General features: G+C 68.7%; 13 protein-coding genes and 4 pseudogenes. 10 read left to right on the top strand and 7 right to left on the bottom strand.

Going from position 1 to position 17,450, the window contains the following annotated elements:
* Positions 1–353, bottom strand: a 353-nt coding sequence (locus ACWDVB_RS09600; RefSeq protein ID WP_451514425.1) for a WD40 repeat domain-containing protein, incomplete at its 3' end; no start/stop codon positions are given.
* A gap of 134 nt (positions 354–487) precedes the next feature.
* Here ACWDVB_RS09600 and ACWDVB_RS09595 point away from each other — a divergent pair.
* Together ACWDVB_RS09595 and ACWDVB_RS09590 are read left to right on the top strand one after the other, a co-directional pair.
* Positions 488–670, top strand: coding sequence for a hypothetical protein (locus tag ACWDVB_RS09595; RefSeq protein ID WP_451514426.1), 183 nt, complete (start codon positions 488–490; stop codon positions 668–670).
* 237 nt (positions 671–907) lie between these two features.
* Positions 908–2,770 (top strand): WD40 repeat domain-containing protein, encoded by a 1,863-nt coding sequence (locus tag ACWDVB_RS09590; RefSeq protein ID WP_451514427.1) that lies wholly within the window; start codon positions 908–910, stop codon positions 2,768–2,770.
* A gap of 725 nt (positions 2,771–3,495) precedes the next feature.
* Here ACWDVB_RS09590 and ACWDVB_RS09585 read toward each other — a convergent pair.
* Both ACWDVB_RS09585 and ACWDVB_RS09580 read right to left on the bottom strand, forming a co-directional pair.
* The gene (locus ACWDVB_RS09585; RefSeq protein WP_451514428.1) at positions 3,496–3,897 is read right to left on the bottom strand and encodes a peptidase inhibitor family I36 protein; all 402 of its coding nucleotides are present in this window, start codon (positions 3,895–3,897) and stop codon (positions 3,496–3,498) included.
* A 204-nt stretch (positions 3,898–4,101) separates the two neighbouring features.
* Complete coding sequence (locus ACWDVB_RS09580; protein ID WP_451514429.1) at positions 4,102–4,500, bottom strand: peptidase inhibitor family I36 protein; 399 nt, start codon at positions 4,498–4,500, stop codon at positions 4,102–4,104.
* Positions 4,501–5,205: 705 nt separating this feature from the next.
* On the opposite strand from ACWDVB_RS09580, the gene ACWDVB_RS09575 reads away from it, so the two are divergent.
* From ACWDVB_RS09575 to ACWDVB_RS09560, 4 genes and pseudogenes are all read left to right on the top strand, one after another.
* Positions 5,206–6,777: a transposase gene (locus ACWDVB_RS09575; protein WP_451611955.1), complete on the top strand. Its 1,572-nt coding sequence runs from the start codon at positions 5,206–5,208 to the stop codon at positions 6,775–6,777.
* Between the two features lie 175 nt (positions 6,778–6,952).
* Positions 6,953–7,513 carry a GNAT family N-acetyltransferase gene (locus ACWDVB_RS09570; protein WP_451514430.1) on the top strand — a complete coding sequence of 187 codons (561 nt, stop codon included), beginning with the start codon at positions 6,953–6,955 and terminating at the stop codon, positions 7,511–7,513.
* A gap of 262 nt (positions 7,514–7,775) precedes the next feature.
* Entirely contained in the window at positions 7,776–8,057 is a 282-nt protein-coding gene (locus tag ACWDVB_RS09565; protein ID WP_451514431.1) for a hypothetical protein, read from the top strand.
* A gap of 1,151 nt (positions 8,058–9,208) precedes the next feature.
* Positions 9,209–9,439 (top strand): annotated as a pseudogene (locus tag ACWDVB_RS09560) (restriction endonuclease); the annotation flags it as partial.
* A 423-nt stretch (positions 9,440–9,862) separates the two neighbouring features.
* Here the strand turns inward: ACWDVB_RS09560 and ACWDVB_RS09555 are convergent.
* On the bottom strand, positions 9,863–10,783 hold the full coding sequence (locus ACWDVB_RS09555) for a helix-turn-helix domain-containing protein (RefSeq protein WP_451514432.1): 921 nt from the start codon (positions 10,781–10,783) through the stop codon (positions 9,863–9,865).
* Positions 10,784–10,894: 111 nt separating this feature from the next.
* Between ACWDVB_RS09555 and ACWDVB_RS09550 the strand changes: the two genes are divergently transcribed.
* On the top strand, positions 10,895–11,266 hold the full coding sequence (locus ACWDVB_RS09550) for a cupin domain-containing protein (RefSeq protein WP_451514433.1): 372 nt from the start codon (positions 10,895–10,897) through the stop codon (positions 11,264–11,266).
* Positions 11,267–11,270: 4 nt separating this feature from the next.
* Here the strand turns inward: ACWDVB_RS09550 and ACWDVB_RS09545 are convergent.
* A pseudogene (locus ACWDVB_RS09545) lies at positions 11,271–11,441 on the bottom strand (IS630 family transposase); the annotation flags it as partial.
* Positions 11,442–11,564: 123 nt separating this feature from the next.
* Between ACWDVB_RS09545 and ACWDVB_RS09540 the strand changes: the two are divergent.
* A complete protein-coding gene (locus ACWDVB_RS09540) occupies positions 11,565–13,025 on the top strand; it encodes an IS30 family transposase (RefSeq protein WP_451514434.1) in 1,461 nt (486 codons plus the stop codon).
* 284 nt (positions 13,026–13,309) lie between these two features.
* Here the strand turns inward: ACWDVB_RS09540 and ACWDVB_RS09535 are convergent, their stop codons facing one another.
* On the bottom strand, positions 13,310–14,707 hold the full coding sequence (locus ACWDVB_RS09535) for an MFS transporter (protein ID WP_451611953.1): 1,398 nt from the start codon (positions 14,705–14,707) through the stop codon (positions 13,310–13,312).
* A 154-nt stretch (positions 14,708–14,861) separates the two neighbouring features.
* Between ACWDVB_RS09535 and ACWDVB_RS09530 the strand changes: the two genes are divergently transcribed.
* Positions 14,862–15,734 (top strand): helix-turn-helix transcriptional regulator, encoded by an 873-nt coding sequence (locus ACWDVB_RS09530; RefSeq protein WP_451520000.1) that lies wholly within the window; start codon positions 14,862–14,864, stop codon positions 15,732–15,734.
* Positions 15,735–15,870: 136 nt separating this feature from the next.
* Positions 15,871–16,799, top strand: a pseudogene (locus ACWDVB_RS09525) (3-deoxy-7-phosphoheptulonate synthase).
* Between the two features lie 347 nt (positions 16,800–17,146).
* On the opposite strand, the pseudogene ACWDVB_RS09520 reads toward ACWDVB_RS09525, so the two are convergent.
* Positions 17,147–17,450: pseudogene (locus tag ACWDVB_RS09520) on the bottom strand (aminopeptidase); the annotation flags it as partial.

The following is a 17,450-nucleotide window of genomic DNA, read 5'->3' as shown; positions in this document are numbered from 1 at the left end:
GTATGGCCGGTGAGGGTGGCGGTGCACTGTCTGCTGGTCGGGTCCCACAGCCGCACCGTCTTGTCCCAGCTGGCGGTGGCTAGCCAGGTGCCGTCGGGTGAAATCGTTACCGCGGCCACCTCCTTTTTGTGTCCGGTGAGGGTAGCGGTGCATTGTCTGCTGGCCTGGTCCCACAGCCACACCGTCTTGTCGCTGGTGGTGGCGAGCCAGGTGCTGTCGGGTGAGATCGCCACTGACATCGCAGCCCCGGTCTCCCCGGTGAGGGTGGCAGTGTGCTGTCCGCTGGCCTGGTCCCACAGCCACACGTTTCCGGCAGCGGTGGCCAGCCATGTGCCGTCCGGCGAAATCGCCACCGCATTCACCTCGCTGTGGTGGCCGGTGAGAGCGGCGGTGCACCGGCCACTGGCCCAGTTCCATAACCGCACCGTGCGGTCCTCACCGGCGGTGGGTGCGTAGCGTCGACGGCACCGACGGACCACCCGGGGCCATGCGTGCACACACCGACTCCACCACTCTGGCCCTGGAGGGCCGCGGCCTTCATCTGCCCGTCTACGGGGTTCCCTCTCCCGCCCTGCTGGCCCGCGCGGACCGCGGCTTCGCCCGGTTCCTCGGTCAGCACGATGAGGGCCAAGACGACGGGGTAGACGGCGGCGAGGAAACCCAGCGGTGACCGCCGGCCACCCGCACCCACGCTTTCGGCAGCGAGGCCCACCATGCACACCAGCACCCACATGGCGAGGAACGCCGGCGGTGGTGGCTGCACGTCCATGCCCGCCAAAACCGCAGCGCCGAGCTGGCCGAGGCCTGCGCGGCCGGACAGCCATGGCGGTGGCGGCTGCGCGCCGCGTGGTGGTCAGGTGTCCCGCACCGCGTCGTCACCACGCACTACCCGCACTACGCGTGCGCCGTGCCGATCGGTGGTCGAACCCTGCTCGGGACCGGTCACATCGATGGGCCGGTGTCGCTGTGGGACCCGGAATCCGGTGACCCGCTCGCCGTCCTCACCGGCAGGAATGACGCGGCGGACGCCCACCTCCCGCCGTGGCAGAGCGCCTCGCGCTGGGTCAACGCCATGTGCGCACTGCCCGTCGCCGATGGCCGCACGCTCGTCGTCGCCGGCCGTGAGGACGGCTCCGTGCCGGTGTGGGATCCGGTCGCGGGCGAAGAGGTCGCGGACCTGGCGAGCCCCGGTGAGGCCGTCACCTCCGTGTGCGCGATCCCCGACGTCGACGGTCGCACCGTATTGGCCACCAAGGACAAGGAACGGGTGCGACTGTGGGATCCGGACACCTGGAGCAAGATCCGCGAATGGCCGCACAACGACGTGCTGTACGAGACCATGTGCGCGGTGCCCGGAGTCGGCGACAGCACCCTCTTGGCCGTTGTCAGGTCCGGCGGGATCGAGCTGCTGGATCCGGCCACCGGACAGTCGGCCGGCACGTTGCGAACCGACTACGTCGCGACGATGTGCGTGGTGGCCAACGTGGACGGCCGCACGCTGCTCGCCACGAGTGGTGGCCGTGACGGTCAGATCGTGTTGCGCGACCCGGTTTCCGGACAACCGATCGGTACCCTGTTGAGCGGGCAGCCCGACGAGGTGACCGCGATGTGCGAGGTGCCCGGTGCCGACAGCCGCGCACTGCTCGCCGCGGGCGGCCGCAACGGGACGATCCAGGTGTGGGATCCGGCGGCTGGCGCACCCGTCATGCCGCCGCTGACGGGACACATCGGCGACGTGAAGTCCTTGTGCACCATCCCCTCCGGCGACGGCGGAGCCCGGCTCGCGAGTGTCGAGCACGGCGGTCTCAGCGACCACGGATCGGTACGGCTGTGGGACCTGACGGACGAGGTCGGGCTCGGCACGGGGCTCGACGGGCACGGCGGCTGGATCAGGACCATGTGCGCGGTGCCCGCGGTCGACGGCCGGACGTTGGTTGCCAGTGGCGCCCATGATGCCTCGATCCGGTTGTGGGACCCGGCATCCGGCGACCTCGTGCGCGCCTGGCTCGACATTCCCCGCGCAGACGGACGTCGCGACGACGACTATTTTCGCCAGAGCAACTGGACCATGGGCGTGTGCGCGCTCGAGGACGTCGACGACCGCACCGTGCTGTTCAGCGTGCACGAGGACGACCACCTACGGCGCTGGGATCCGGCCACCGGCGATCAGGTCGGCATCGCCACCCCGAACCGCTGGCACGGTGTGACCGTGATGTGTGTCGTGCCCGATGTGGACGGCCGCTCGTTACTCGCCACCTCCAGCTACCGCACGCTGCTGCAACTGTGGGACCCGGCCACCGGGCAACCCCTGGGCGAACCGTTCGAGAGCGCCGGATCGACCAAGCGCCCCACCGTATGTTCAGTGCCCGCTGCCGACGGCCGCACGCTCATCGCCGTGGTCTCCGGCAAAGCGACCGTGCAACTGTACGACCCGCGGACGCGCCAGCAGTTCGGGACGAATATGGAGCCCGCCAGCGCTCTCGACTGCAATTGGGTCGAGACGTTGTGCGCCTTGCCTGGTAGCGACGGTCGCACTCTCCTCGCCAGCGGCGGCCGTGACGGGCTCGTGTGGCTGTGGGACCCCACCACCTGCGAGCCCGTTGCCGAGCCACTTCACGCCCACAACTGGGTGACGGGCATGTGTGTACTGCCTGGTGCCGACGGAGCCCGACTGGTCACCATTGGCCATGACGGCCTGCTACGCCTGTGGAACCCGATCACCTCAAGCCGATCGGCGAGCCTCTCAGTGGCCACAGCGACAGTTGGCTGAGCGCGGTGTGCGCCGTACCGGACGTTGACGGGCGCACATTGCTCGCCACAGGCGGCCGCGACCGTGCGCTCCTGCTGTGGGAGCCGGTCGACCCATAGTGAGGTGTCTACCCGGTCAGAGCCGTAGCTCGTGTACTGACCGGCCCGAACCGTGCGTCCGGCCTGAACGAGACACATGACGGCGGAGCCGCCACACCATGAGCACACCCCCGGCCGCAGTCCTGCCGCTCTGGCCGTACTGCGCACTTCGTAGAAGCCGGACGCCCAAGGCGCCACTCACCCAACGGGCACCCCTGGCCCGTGAAAACGGTCAGGGCTACTCGTCACCGTTCAACGGATGGGGAGTTTCAAAGTTCTGTCCACAGTTCCGTGAAGGAGGTAGATCGCAGTTCAGCGATTGGCCGCTGGTTCGGCACGTGGAGTGCCGAGCGCCGCAAGGCCTACGCTAGGTCGAACGGCATGCCCTGCGGGAGCTGGCCGCCGGGTGCGGGCAGGAAACGGTGGAGTACGAACCCGCCGGCTGACCATCGTGTCTGAGCCCCGGCGTGTCCGGGCGCCCGCTTTGTGCAGGTCAGCGCTCTCGTGCGCGCCGGCAACTGTGACGAGGCGAGGCTGCCACCTTCCTGGCCGAACAAGATCCTGACCCACAAAACTTTCGGATCGGTGCGGCGCCTGGCCGGGCCTCAGGCACCCGGACCCCGGGGCGATCAGGGGGCTACCGCAATGTCAGCACGGCCTGAGGGAGCTGATGTCGTCGTTCAGGCCGGGCGGGGCATCACCCTGCCAGTTCCCTACTTGCCAGGCGCTGCCGGTGTAGCCGGGGCCCGTATACACGCACCAAACCCTGCCGGTCCTGTTCCAGAGCGAGGAGATCTGGTTGTCCATGTTCACGACGCGAAGGTCGGGGACCCCTGTCTGGAAGCGAGCCATCCGTGCCCATCCCTCTCCCCCTCCGCCCGGCTGGTCCCAGACGCAGAACCAGCCGACCGGACAGTCCGCGTACGCGTTGATCGACACGTCCGTCTCGATGGCCGCCGAGTCCGCCACCGCTGCCGGGGCGGTGAGCGCCGCGGACATGGCCAGACCTGCCGTGGCGGTGAGGGTGAAGAGGGAACGCCGAAGAGACATCACAAAAATCCGCCTTTCACCGGGTGCATGTGGACTCCTGGTTCAGCCGACCGCTGCGGGACATGAGACGGCTGGCCTGCGGAGGCGGCAGATGCGAGCCGCACCGGAATCTTTCGTTAGCTTGAAATCCCTACTGAACTGGATCTGGCGGCCGCGGAATCTTCAGGACCGCCCGCACCCCTCCACTACGCCTTCGAGGCCTGATCAGCACGATCCTGCCCGCAGGGAGCTGATGTTGTCGTTCCGGTTGTACTGGGATGTATTGCCCTGCCAGTTCCCTACTGGCCATGTGGCTCCGCTGTAGTTGATGTCCACGTAGGTGCAGAAGGTCCGGCCGGTCCTGTTCCAGGCCGAGGAGACCTGATCGTTCAGGTTGTAGTTGCCGAGGTGGGGGGTCCCCGACTGGAAGCGAGCCATCCTTCCCTGTCCGTCCGCGTGCTCCCAGACGCAGAACCAGCCGACCGGACAGTCCGCGTACGCGTTGATCGACACGTCCGTCTCGATGGCCGCCGAGTCCGCCACCGCTGCCGGGGCGGTGAGCGCCGCGGACATGGCCAGACCTGCCGTGGCGGTGAGGGTGAAGAGGGAACGCCGAAGAGACATCACAAGATCCGCCTTTGGCCGGGTGCATGTGGATTCCTTCCGGCTTACTGAAGCAGCCGGATGCCGAGAACCGCATACGCAAACAAGCCCTTGCGTGCCGAAGGCCGGATATCCTGGAATCCGCCGAAATTGGGTTCCTTCGGCCGGGCCCCACCGCTTGTCAGCCGACGTCCCTGCTGCTCCCGTGACGCCGGGCTGCCCGCCGCCGGGCCCGCCCTCGCGCCGATGCGGCCGTGGGAGTCTTCCTGTGCTGCTGCGGACTCGGCAAGATCAGGAGGGGCTGGGAGGGGAGTGCGGGTGGCGAAGCCGACAAAGAAGCGGGGCGTGCGGATCGCGTTCGCCATGGACGTCCGCGGGGACAAGTACGACCGTTCCGCGATCGACATCCAGCTCACCCGCCCTACGTGGAGCCCCTCAAGTGCTTCGAGTGCGGAGTCGACGTGCACGTGCGGCACGGCAACGCCGACGCACCCGCCTTCACCGACGTCATGGCACGTCTGCGCGTTCCCCGCCTGTTTTCGCCGGCAGTTTTGGGCTCTGGCCCAAGTTGTGTGAGGTGACTACTCCTTGTAGTCGTTGATCTTCGCTGCTGGGACTTGGAGGTCGCCCGGATTTCGTCCCTCGTATGGCTGGCGTGCTCGACATTCGGTCGCCGTGAGCGAAGGTCCCTCTGCGGTGCAAGAGTTGTTGTTCCCGTCGAACACGATGGTCATGATTACGTCTGTCGAGACGGACGGCGAAGCGATACGCGTCGAGGCACGGTGCACCGCGAGCGGTGCTTGCTGTCCGACGTGCGGAGACTGGTCGGCTCAGGTCCACGGCTCCTACCAGCGTTTTTCCCACAGATCTGGCCTGTGGTGGTCGGCCGTGTGTCCTGGTGCTGAGGGTCCGCCGGTTCGTCTGCGCGACCCCGGCCTGTCCGCGGCGCACGTTCGTCGAGCAGGTACCGGGACTGACCAGGCGCCGTGGTCGGACCACCGAGCGTCTGCGGTCCACGATGAGCAAGGTCGGGCTGGCGCTCGCAGGGCGGGCCGGTGCACGCCTCGCCGCGCATCTGGGCATCGTGACCAGCCGCAATACGCTGTTGCGGCGGGTGATGGACCTGCCAGACCCGGCACCGACGAGCCCCGCGCCGTCGGCGTGGACGACTTCGCCCTCCGCCGCGGTCACGTCTACGGAACGGTCGTGATCGACGCCGAGACCCACCAGGTCCTCGACCTGCTGCCCGGACGCGACGCCGCCACCCTCGCCCCCTGGCTCGCGGCCCACCCCGGAATCGAAGTCATCTGCCGCGACCGCGCCGGCGCCTACGCCGAAGCGGCCGACACCGCCGCGCCCCAGGCCCTCCAGGTCGCCGACCGGTTCCGTCTCTGGCAGAACCTCGCATCCGCCGTCGAGAAGACGGTGGCTGCCCATCGCTCCGGCCTGCGTGACTTGCCGCTGCCGGTCTCCGAGCCGGAACCCGTCTGGGAGACGCCGACCGGAGAAGCCGCCGGTCGAGACGGTGAAACGGATGCGCCGACGGGCAAGTTCGCCGAGCGGGCCTGGATGCACCACGCTCTGGTCCACGAACTCCTCGCCCAAGGCATGAGCCTGCGGGCCGTCGCACAGCATCTGGGCTGGGGCCGACACACCGTGCAGCGATATGCACGCGCCGCATCCTGGCAAGACATGGTCAAGGGTCGCAAACGTCAGCTCCCGAGCAAGCTCGACCCGTTCAAGCCCTACCTGGCCGCACGCTGGGCCGAGACCGGCGGAAGAGTGACCGTCCTCGCCCTCTTCCGGGAGATCACCGCCCGAGGCTTCCGCGGCCACTACTCCACCATCTGTGACTGGATCCGCCGCGACCTGCCCCAGCGGGAAGGCCTCACACTCGCCCCGCCACCACCGTCGGTACGGCAGGTGACCGGCTGGCTCACCCGGCACCCGGCCACTCTGACCGAAGAGGAGAAGCTTCACCGCAAGGCAGTCCTCGACCGCATCCCGGAACTGGCCTCCGCCGCCGAACTGACCAGCTCGTTCGCGGAGATGCTCACCACGCTCGACGGCCTGCGCCTGCCCGAATGGATCACCGAGGCGATGACAGTCGGCCTGCCCGGCATCAGCACCTTCGCGGCCGGACTTGAAAGCGATTTCGCCGCGGTCACCGCCGGACTCACCACCGACTGGAACTCAGGGCCCGTCGAAGGAACAGTCAACCGGATCAAGATGCTCAAACGGCAGATGTTCGGCCGGGCTGGATTCCCGCTCCTCCGGAAACGAGTCCTCCTCGCGTGACTCAGCGTCACCGGCTCACATAACTTGGGCCAGAGCCTCTTTTGGCACCAGCGCATCAGCGTTTCGCGGCTCCATGACGTACGAAGTTGATCTGGCTCCACCGGTATGACATGGCACTGCAGGCCAGGGCCAGGAGGGCCCGTGCATCGCATCTTGCGGCGTGATCGAATAGGGGATGACTTCGTTCTGGACTGGTAAGCGGGTACGTCTACGCGGTATAGAGCCCGAGGACTGGACGGCGTTCGTGGGCTTCGCCGTCGATGAGGAGCGGTCGGGAGACCTGCTGCATCCGCCTCGGTCTGCCGAGGGGTTCCGCGCCTGGGCGAAGGAACAGGCCGTCATGAAGTCCGATGGTGACTGCTTCACGTTGGCCGTCGAAGCCGTGGACACGGGGCAGATCGTGGGGGCTGTCGGCTCGCACCACGCAGATCCGCGGGCGGGACGGTTCGAGTACGGCATCACGATGGGTGCTGGGCACCGACGTAAGGGCTACGCGGCAGAAGCCGTGGCGATGCTGCTGCGATTCATGTTCGCCGAGCGGCGGTACCACAAGTGCGAGGCACGGATCTTCGGGCACAACGAGGCATCGCTGGCACTGCATCGCCGCCTAGGCTTCGCCGAGGAGGGGCGCCTGCGTGATCACGTGTTCTTTGCCAACCGACACCATGATCTGGTCGTCATGGGCATACTCGCCGACGAGTTTGCGCAGTTGCACTCGATGAGCGAACTCAAGTGAACGCTGGACCTCCGGTCCAGAGTGAGGCTGCGGCAGCTTACCGACGACGTGCCCTCTTCGGAGTGAATGCACTGGTCCGCCCGCCCGGCGACGGCAGGGTTTGTGCGTCGATCACGGTCATGTCGGAGGCCATGTTGCTTGATCACGGTCGTGTCGGGAGGCCGGGATGGGTTTGTCGCGGCCGGAGTTGTTCGCTGCGATCCGGAGGGACAAGCGCCTTGATCCGTAGCTGTCGCAGCGGGCTCTGGCGGAGAAGTACGGGGTGCCTCGCAGGACGGTGCGGCAGGCCCTGCTGTCTGCGGTTCCTCCGCCGCGGAAGAAGCCGGCGCCGCGGGCTGCGGTTCTGGACCCGGCCAAGCCGTGGATCGACGCGATGCTGCGGGAGGACGCGAACGCGCCGCGCAAGCAGAATCACACCGCCCGCCGGATCTACCAGCGTCTGGCCCAGGAGTACGACTTCGACCTGGTGTCCTACTCCACGGTCTGCGACTACGTGCTGGTATGCAGCCTCTACGCACGTAGTCACGGAACGCGTGCGACGTAATGAGGCCAGGGCCAGCATCCTGGGTCCCGATACCGACGGCAAGCGGAGTGTTCGGTGTCGGTATGCCACGTCATTGCGCTCTGGTGCCAACGTCGGGTCTATGCGACCAGTCAGTCACGACAGGGTAAAGATCCTCGGAGGATTTATGACTGAAAGCGAATGAAGCAGATTTCCGTGGCTGATCTTTAGGTGGCCAGTGCATCAAGATTTCACATCTCGTACACAGCCAACGACAAGTTGTGCGTATTTCATGGGGTGGGGTTTGTGCTGGCCACTGTGTCTGCGCGCATGCGTGTCTTGGTCGTTGTCTTGGCGCTGTCTGTAGTCGCGGGCGGCGGGTGGTTGGTCCGGGTGTCGGCGGACGGTACCCCTCAAGTGGCCAGTGCACGTGATGGCCGTGGCCCCGCTCCGGCAGCGCATCAGAAGCCGGTCACGCCCAAGGAGCGGCGGAAGCAGACCAAAGACCGGGCGGCGCCGACGAAGAGCAAGCCTGCGACTGCCGCGCAGCTCAAGCTGCTGAAAGCCAATCAGCGGGCGTTGAAGACGGGCGGCCCGAAGGCGAAGGGGCAGCCGGTCTCATCCGGTTCCGGTGTCCGGCCGGCTGCGTACGTGAATGCGCCGACTGCGCCTTCGTATTCCAGCGGGTCGCTGTACCAGTACACAACGGACCCGTTCGGCAATACCGCTGCCCAGCAGGGCGGTTGGCTGGAGGCTCTGGGTGACCACATCGGCGCAGGAGTGCCGGGAGAGCCGCTGCAACTGTCGGCAGCCATCTGGCAGACCGGGGGTGCCGAAGGCGAAGTGCATCCGGTCAAGGTGCGCTGGAAGCTGGATGCTTATGACTGCCGGCTCAACCAGGAGGACACACAGTTGCAAAGACGTTCCCCAACACCGACGAAACGTCAGCATCCGCCTGCTGAGTGGCGGCGGCCGCAGGAGCACCAGGCACCGCCGATCTACGGATCAGGCGTCGCTAGCCCGGCGACCCAAAGGCGTGTGCGCGATACCCACACGACCGCCGCAATGAGCACCAGTCCGCGCACCCGGTCTACGTTGAGACGTAGCTCGCCCGGCTGCCCTTGGATGTCACGATCCGGCACTCGAACATCCCCGGGAACCATCGCTCCCTCGGGATGCCCTTACCAAGGGAGCAGGACATGCAGAAGTTCGTCGGCACCGCCCGCCTCGAACACGGCGCGGACGTCGCCCTGTTCGTCACCACGTGCCGCACGTTCACAAAGGCTGCCCTCGGCCTGGCGGTGCGCCAGGACATCGTGGCCCTGCACCGTGACCTGCTCGGCTCCTGGGTCAAGGGCGCTCATCTGGAGACACTGATCCCGCTGAACGGAAGCGGCGGCGGCGCGCGACGCCCGCCGACCTGACGGGGCACCTCTGTAGTGCACAGGGTGCGTGAGGGCCAGGCGCGTTCTTGCACCAGCGAAAAAGTGCCTATGCCCCGAGTGCGGCACCCCGATGAAGGCGAGCCTGCGCAGCGGCCGCCTGTACGAGCACGACGCCCCCGAAGGCACCAGCCCTTGCCCGAAATCCGGGGCCGTGGTCGTGGACGGTCCAGGAACTGGTGAACAGCTACGAGTGCGCATGCGGCACCTGGGCCCGCATCACGAGCAAAGGCACACTCGCCCGTCACCTCATGCCGGAGGGCCAGGGATGCCCGCTATCCGGAGAACCGATCGAGACGCCCGCCGCCCAGAAGCAACCCCGTCGCGTTGCTGACGGTCCGCTGCGCCTGGTGCCGCCGGTGCCCACCGAGGGGTGGGCAAAGCCCGTCATGGCCGCCGCCGTCGCTAGCGCTGTGACCGGGATGGTTCGCCGGGTCGGTGATCGCGTCGGGGGTTCCCGGGCCGGTCGGATGGCTCGGGTGCATCCGACGCGGCCTCAGGGAGCATCTCGCCAGAGTTGGTGAGGCTCCGCATATAGCGTCCGGGCGTGGTGCCCACGTGGCGTGTGAAGTGTCGATTCAGGTGGGCTTGGTCGTGGAATCCGACGGTTGTAGCGACCTGGGCGGGTCGGAGGCCATCGAGCAGGAGCCTGCGTGCTTGGTCGATGCGTTTGCCGGTGAGGTAGGCGTGCGGTGGCAGGCCGTAGGTCTGTTTGAAGCAGCGGATCAGGTGGGTGGGGTGAGCATGCAGAGTGGCGGCAGCCGCGTACAGGGATATGCCGGCGGGTATCCGAGAGTCCAGTAGTTCTCGCAACCTGGTCGCCAGCCGGTTTGCCTCGCGGCTTGGCGTGAGGGGCTGAAGCGCGTCGAGGTGAAAGTGGAGCCGTTCACGGATGAAGGAGAGGCGGGACTCGGCTTCGAACTCGTCTCCCGCTTGGCCGAGGGAAACGTGCAGCTGGTGGATCCGATAGCGCAGCAGTGCATCATCGAGGACCGGGCCGTCCACCGCACCGTCGGCCAATCGCTGTGGAAGCACAGAGTCATCGAGGTAGAGAACGCGCTTGCGGAAGCCTGAGGCCGTGACAGTCCGACCGTCGTGGGGGACGCCCGGTGGCAGCAGGAGGACGCTGGCCGCACCGGTCGCTCCGTGGCGGCGGCGGTCGAGTGCGAAGTCGACCGCACCGTCATCGAGGATCATCAGATCCCACGTGTCGTGGGTGTGGGACGGGTACGCGTGGTCGGTGAAGTGCGCGTGGAAGACCTCTGTGATCCCCGGGACCGACGGCCGCCAGGCGCTGATGGACGTGCGGGAACGCTGTGCGGTCATGCCAGGAACGTACAAGACCAGCGGAGTCCGAGGGCGGCAGGCTCGTGACACCAGCCGGACAGCGGGAGGCAGAAGCCTCCCGAGCTATCGGCCTTGAGGAAGGAATGCCGCATGTCCACGTTTCCCGTTGCCGTCAACCTCGCTGACAAGCTCGCGCAGTTCAGCGAGCTGTGGTCGCAGAAGAAGGTGGCAAAGCTCAACGATTACGAGGTCAAGCTGGCCAAACTGAAGGGGGAATTCGTCTGGCACAGCCACGAGAACACCGATGAACTGTTCCTGGTCATCAGCGGGCGGCTCACCATCCAGCTCAGGGATGGCGATGTGGTGCTGGAACCCGGTGAGTTGTTCGTGGTTCCCCGCGGTGTCGAACACTGCCCTGTGGCGGACGAAGAAACCGCCATCCTGCTGTTCGAACCGGCTGGAACGATCAACACCGGTGACGCAGGAGGGCCGATGACCAAGGTGGCCGAGACCTTCAACTAGCACCGGCCGGCACATCGGGGTGTCGCGCGTTCGCGTTTCGCCAGCGCAGGCAGGCGTGCAGTCTCCGGGTCTGGACGGTGTGGTTGTGGGGGCGGCAGCAGGCGAGGGAGAACTGCCGCAGCGGCCCGAAGTGGGCCTCGATGGATTTGGCCCAGAAGGCGTCCGTCGGAGTGAAGCCACAGCGTGACCTCACGGCTCGCCGATCACCTCACCACCCACGGCCTGCTCGGCGGCGTCGCGGCCGAGACGCTTCATCTCGGACACGGTGAAGATGACCCGACAGTGCGGGGCGTGCGCCTTGATCGCCCGCGCGGTCCGCAGCGCCTCCACGAACCGGGGCCGGGCCCGTACGCGGGTGCTGAACTGTTCGCTGAAGATCTTGTCCCGCAGGATGCCGGTGCTTGCTGAGCGCGTCGAGCTGGGGGCACCCTCAAGTAATCAACGCACCACCCACGCACCGGCGCGCAAGGTGCGTGACTACGGGTTCTCGTCGGCTCAGCAGGACGAGGTTTGGGGACGCTGGCGCGAAGGGCAGTCGTTCAGCTTGATGGGTCGGGCGCTCGGGGCGCCCATGCACCCCGTCCGCCAGTTCCTGTACCGGAGCGGCGGCATTCGCCTCACCCCACAGCAGCGCTCCGAGCGGCATCTGACCGGCAGCGAGCGCGAGGAGATATCCCGCGGCATAGCGGCCGGAGAGTCTGCTCGGCAGTTGGCCAGGCGGCTGGGCCGATCCCCTTCGGCCGTCTCACGCGAGATCGCCCGCAACGGCGGCCGGGACCGCTACCGAGCCGTGTCCGCCGATGCGGGCCGCCTACGCGCGCGGGCGCCGGCCGAAGCAGGTCAAGCTCGCCCAACGGCCCGCTCTGCGCGCCCTGGTGGAGACCAACTGGTGGAGGCCAAGCTCGCAGTGTGCTGGTCTCCCGAACAGATCGCAGGATGGCTGCGACGTCAGTTTCCTGGTGACGCCGCCATACAGATCTCGCACGAAGCGATCTACCTCTCGCTCTACGACCCTCGTCGGCGCCAGGTGATCGACCGCAGCCTCACCCAGCGGCTGCGGTCAGCCAGGCCCATGCGCCGCCCGAAGCTCGCCCGCCGGCCCACCGGGCGGGGCATCATCCGCGGCATGGTGTCCATCACCGCCCGCCCCGCCGAGGTCGACGACCGCAAGGTTCCCGGCCACTGGGAGGGTGACCTCGTGATGGGAACCCGGCCCTCGGCCGTCGCCACGCTCGTCGAGCGCACCAGCCGCTACACGACCATCGTTGCGCTGCCGGACGGCATCGAGGCGCAGCAGGTCACTCCGCACCTCATCCGCAGTCTCCTCGGCATCCCGCCGCCCCGTCTGCGGCGGACGCTCACCTGGGGCTGGGGCTGGGGCTGGGGCTGGGGCTGGGGCCGGGGCCGGGCGATGGCCGAGCACCAGGCCATCACCGCACGGACCGGGATGCCGATCCACCTCTGCAAGCCGCGCAGCCCGTGGCAGCGCGGCACCAACGAGAACACCAACCGGCTGCTTCGGCAGTACCTCCCCAAGGGCGCGGACCTCCGCACGTTCAGCCAGGCCGATCTGGACGCCATCGCCCACGAGCTCAACCATCGCCCACGCAAGACCCATGGCTGTCGCACTTCGGCAGAGGTCTACGCTGGCCTTCCGAACAGCGGTGACGCGCTGACGGCGAGAGATCGCACATGCCCGAGCACCGTGTCGTCGCAGTCGACTACCGCGAAGGCGAAGGCCGAACCGGCAGCCCGCTGATCCCTCCGTTTGATCCACTGCTCGGAGCCGCAGGATGAATCGATCGGCTCGCTGCTCTGCCGACGCATGAGCGAATCGGCGAACACGGTCTTCAGGGACTCTGGTCCGTCGGCGGCCACCTGTCATCCCGTTTCCGGCCGCCCGGCGAGGGTCACGTGGGACGACAGGGGGCCCGTCGAGCGGCCCTTGCGGTCCCCAGTGAAAGTGACCCAGCGGCTGGCCGGGGGAGTCCGGCCGCCGCTGGGAGACATCGGCGACAGCCGCCGTCGCCGCCCCGGCCGACCTCAGCGCCGGGGCAGCAACGCCCCCGCGCCCAAGGCCATGACCACCAGCAGACACGCGGCGCTCAGCAGGCTCTCCCTCATCCCTGACGAGAAGTCCCCGGCGAGGAGCGCGCCGAAGGCGGCGATGCTCACGGCTCCGCCCGTCTGGCGACTGGTGTTGAGCAGCGCTGCCGCTGTGCCGGCCCGCTCCGCGGCGACGCTGTCGAGCATCAGGGAGGTCAGCGCCGGCATGGCAAGGGAGCCGCCGATGCCCAGCGGAATCATCAGCAGGGCGGTCGCCCACGGGGGCGTGCCGGGGTCGATGGGGAGCAGCACGCCGCAGCCCAGCGCGACGATCAGCAGTCCGGCGACGACCACGGGCCGCCGGCCGAAGCGGGTGACCGCCCGCGGCGAGAGATAGTTGACGTTGGCGGTGATCAGCGCCATCGGCACGAACATCAGTCCGGCCGAGAGCGCCGACTGCCCCCGCTGCTCCTGGAAGAAGAGGCTGAGCACGAACACCCCGCCGTAGAAGGCGGCGTTGAGGGCGAAGCCCGAGATCACCGGCACGGTCACGCCGCGCAGCCGGAACAGCTCCAGCGGCAGCATCGGATTGCGCCGCCGGGCCTCGATGGCCACGAAATTGGCCGCGGACAGCACCGTGACCACGGTCGCGGCAAGGACGGTGCCGGTGAACCCGTTGTGCCCGCCGTCGATCACGGCGAAGGTCAGCGCCGCCAGCGTCAGTACGGCGGTCACCTGCCCCGGCAGGTCGAACGCGACGGAGTGGCGCGGGGAGCGCGTCGCCCGCGTCAGCGCCAGGAACCCGATGATCCCGGTGGGCACGTTGAGGCAGAACACGGCGCGCCAGCTCCACTCCGTGGTGAGCAGCCCGCCCAGGACGGGCCCAGCGGCGATGGCCACCGCGCCGCCGACCGTCCACAGCGCGATGCCACGCGCCCGCTCGTCCGGATCGGAGAACGCCTGCCGGATCAGAGCCAGCGAGGAGGGCACCATGACCGCCGCCGCGCTGCCCTGCACCATGCGGGCCGCGATCAGCACCCCGAGCGTCGGCGCCGCCCCGCAGGCCAGCGAGGCGAGAGTGAAGACGCCGAGCCCCCAACCGTACGCGCGCCGCGCGCCCACCGCGTCCGAGAGCGCGCCGGCGGAGAGCATCAGCGCCGCGAACATCAACGTGTAGCTGTCGACGACCCATTGGAGACCGGACATCGAGCCGCCGAGGTCGGCCCGCATGGCGGGCAGCGCGACGTTGACGCCGGAGACATCGATCGTGATCACGAAGAAGCCGAGGACGGCGGCGACCAGAGCCGCGCGGGGGGAACCTGGCTGTCCCGGGTCGTCTCCGGGGGACAGGCCCGCCTCAACAGCCGTGTCCGCGCCGGACTGCGTCGTACTCATGGTGTGCTGCTCCTCACCGCGGTGTCGCTGTGGATACGGCAAGCAGCGTGCCCTGCCCGTGCGCCCCGCTGGCAGGCCGAGCTGTGCGGGGGAGTGCTGTGCCTGGCCCTGATACGGCCTCCCGGCGCCCGACACTCTTTGCGAGAATGAACGGATGACCGAAGGTACGGAACTGGGCCGCTTTCTCCGCGCCCGCCGCGGGCAGGTGCGCCCCCAGGACGTGGGCCTGCGGGCCGGCACGGGCGTCCGCCGCACTCCGGGGCTGCGCCGCGAGGAGTTGGCGACCCTCGCCGGGGTGAGCGTCGACTACTACACGCGTCTGGAGCGCGGCCGCGAGACCCGGCCCTCACCCGCCGTGGTCGCCGCGCTCGGCGAGTCGCTCCAGCTCTCCGGCGACGCGCTGCACCGGCTGCACGAGCTGGTGGCGCTCGCCGCGGGTCAGCCGCCGACGCCGTCCGCGGGGCCGACGCGGACGGTGCGGGAGTCGTTGCGCGTCCTGCTGGAGACGGTGCGCCCCGCCCCGGCGTACGTCGTCAGCCGTACCAACGACCTGCTGGCCGCCAACCGGCCCGGACTGCGTCTCTTCGCCGGCATCACGGACTGGCCGTGGGAGCGCCGCAACATCACGCGCTACATGTTCCTGCACCCCATGGGCCGCAAGCTGTACCGCGACTGGGAGGAGATGGCGGCGCACAGCGCGGGCCACCTGCGCGCGGTGGCCGGCGCCGACCCGGACATGCCGGAACTGGCCCAGCTCGTCGGCGAGCTCGTGGTGAAGAGCCCGGAGTTCGCCCGGCTCTGGGAGCGGTACGACGTGAAGGAGCGCGGCGGCGGCGAGAAGCACTTCCGGCACCCGGAGGTCGGCTCGCTCCGCCTCTCCTTCGAGGTGATGACGATCTCCCGCACGGACGGCCAGCGCCTCGTCACCTACCAGGCTCCGCCCGGCACCCCCGACCACGACGCGATGCTGCTCCTCGACATGGCGAGCCCCGAGGAGGCGACGCTGCCCGAGGGGGCCGAGCGGTAGGGGGAGCGCGCCGCCCGCCCGCACCCGAACCCGCCCGTCCGTCCAGGAGGCAAACGGCACCGTGAAACGCGTGCTTGCCGGACGGTTGTGCCGGGGCATCTCCAGCGCCATCGGAGGTCCGAGCGACGGCCGCCGGATGACCCGCCGCGTGCTGAGCGGCGACGACGACCGGCTGCTCGCCGTGGTCGGGCCGTGCTCGATCCACGACGTGAACGCCGGTCTGGCGTACGCGAAGTCGCTCGGCGAACCGGCCGCCGACCTCGCCCACGACCTGGCGGTCGTCATGCGGGTGTACGTCGAAAAGCCCCGCACCACGGTCGGCCGGACCGGACTGCTCACCGACCCGGCTCTCGACGGCAGCCTGGACGTCAACCTCGGGCTGCGTACGGCGCGGACGCTCATCCTGGAGATCGCCGAACAGGGGCTGCCCATCGCGACCGAGTGGCTGAGCCCGTCGGCTCCGGTGTATCTGGCCGACCTGATCTCCTGGGGCGCCATCGGCGCGCGGACCGTGGAGAGCCAGGTGCACCGGCAGCTGGCGAGCGGCCTTCCCATACCCATGGGCATGAAGAACGGCAGCACCGGCTCCGTGGGCGTCGCCGTCGACGCCATCCGGTCCGCGGCCGCCCCGCACGTCTACCTCGGCGTCTACCGGGACGGCAGGGCGGTCACGCTGCGGACGACGGGAACACGGACTGCCACGTGGTGCTCCCGGGCGGTTCGGGCCGGCCCAACTACCACCCCGAGAACGTGCGCGAGACGGCACGGCTCCTGGCCGCGGCCGCGCTGCCGACCGGCCTGGTCATCGACGCCAGCCACGGCAACAGCGGCAAGGACCACGAGCGACAGGCCGTGGTCGCACGGGAGATAGGGGCGCAGGTCGCGGCCGGCAACACGGACATCCGCGGCGTCATGCTGGAGGGCTTCCTGATCCCCGGGCGCCAGGAACTCGGCCTCCAGGAGCCCGTGTTCGGCCAGAGCGTCACCGATGCCTGCATGGGCTGGGACGCCACCGTGGCCGTTCTCACGACCTCGCGGCCGAGACCCGTCAGCGCCGTGCTGTGACGGCCGCGGCGCGCTGACCCCCTCAGCACCGTCCGCCCCGTGACTCGGCGGAAGGAACAGGAGAGCGAGCATGCTGGATATCCCCGCGCTGGGCCCGACCGGGCACTACCGCCGGGCTGTTCCTCTCTGCTCCGGGCTGGCTTCAAGCGGCACTGGGAACCCCGTCGAAGAAGGTCCTCCTGAGCGCCTATTCCAGAATTGGTGTGTGATTCGGGCGCACCCACGGGGACGCTCCGAACATCCCCCGCCCCCACCGCTCCCACCCGGTGAGGGCGACAAGTGCCTGGTCACGTACGCGGCCGAACCGGATACCCGTCCCGCTCGGCCCTCGCTGCCCTTGCGGCGCCTCAGCGCTGTGGTGCGGGGAACGCCACGGGGCTGCGCAGGCCGGAGCGGCCGACCGCGCGTACACCGAAGAAGACGTTGTCCTTGGACAGGTCGACGGTGTGACGGGTGGCGTCGCCGACGTCGATCACATGGGTCCAGTCGGTGTCGGTCGTCTCGCGCCACACGACTTCGTACCCGGTGAGACCGGCCTCGGTGCCGCGTTTCCACTCCAGCTCCGTCTGGTTGGTCAGCGCGGTGGTGAGGATCTTCGCGCCGCGCGGGGTGCCGGGGGCCTGGGCGAGGCTCCACAGGGCGGCGGCGTTG

This window comes from Streptomyces sp. NPDC003379, from assembly GCF_053589195.1.
This window is presented reverse-complemented; position numbering and strand designations above follow the sequence as displayed.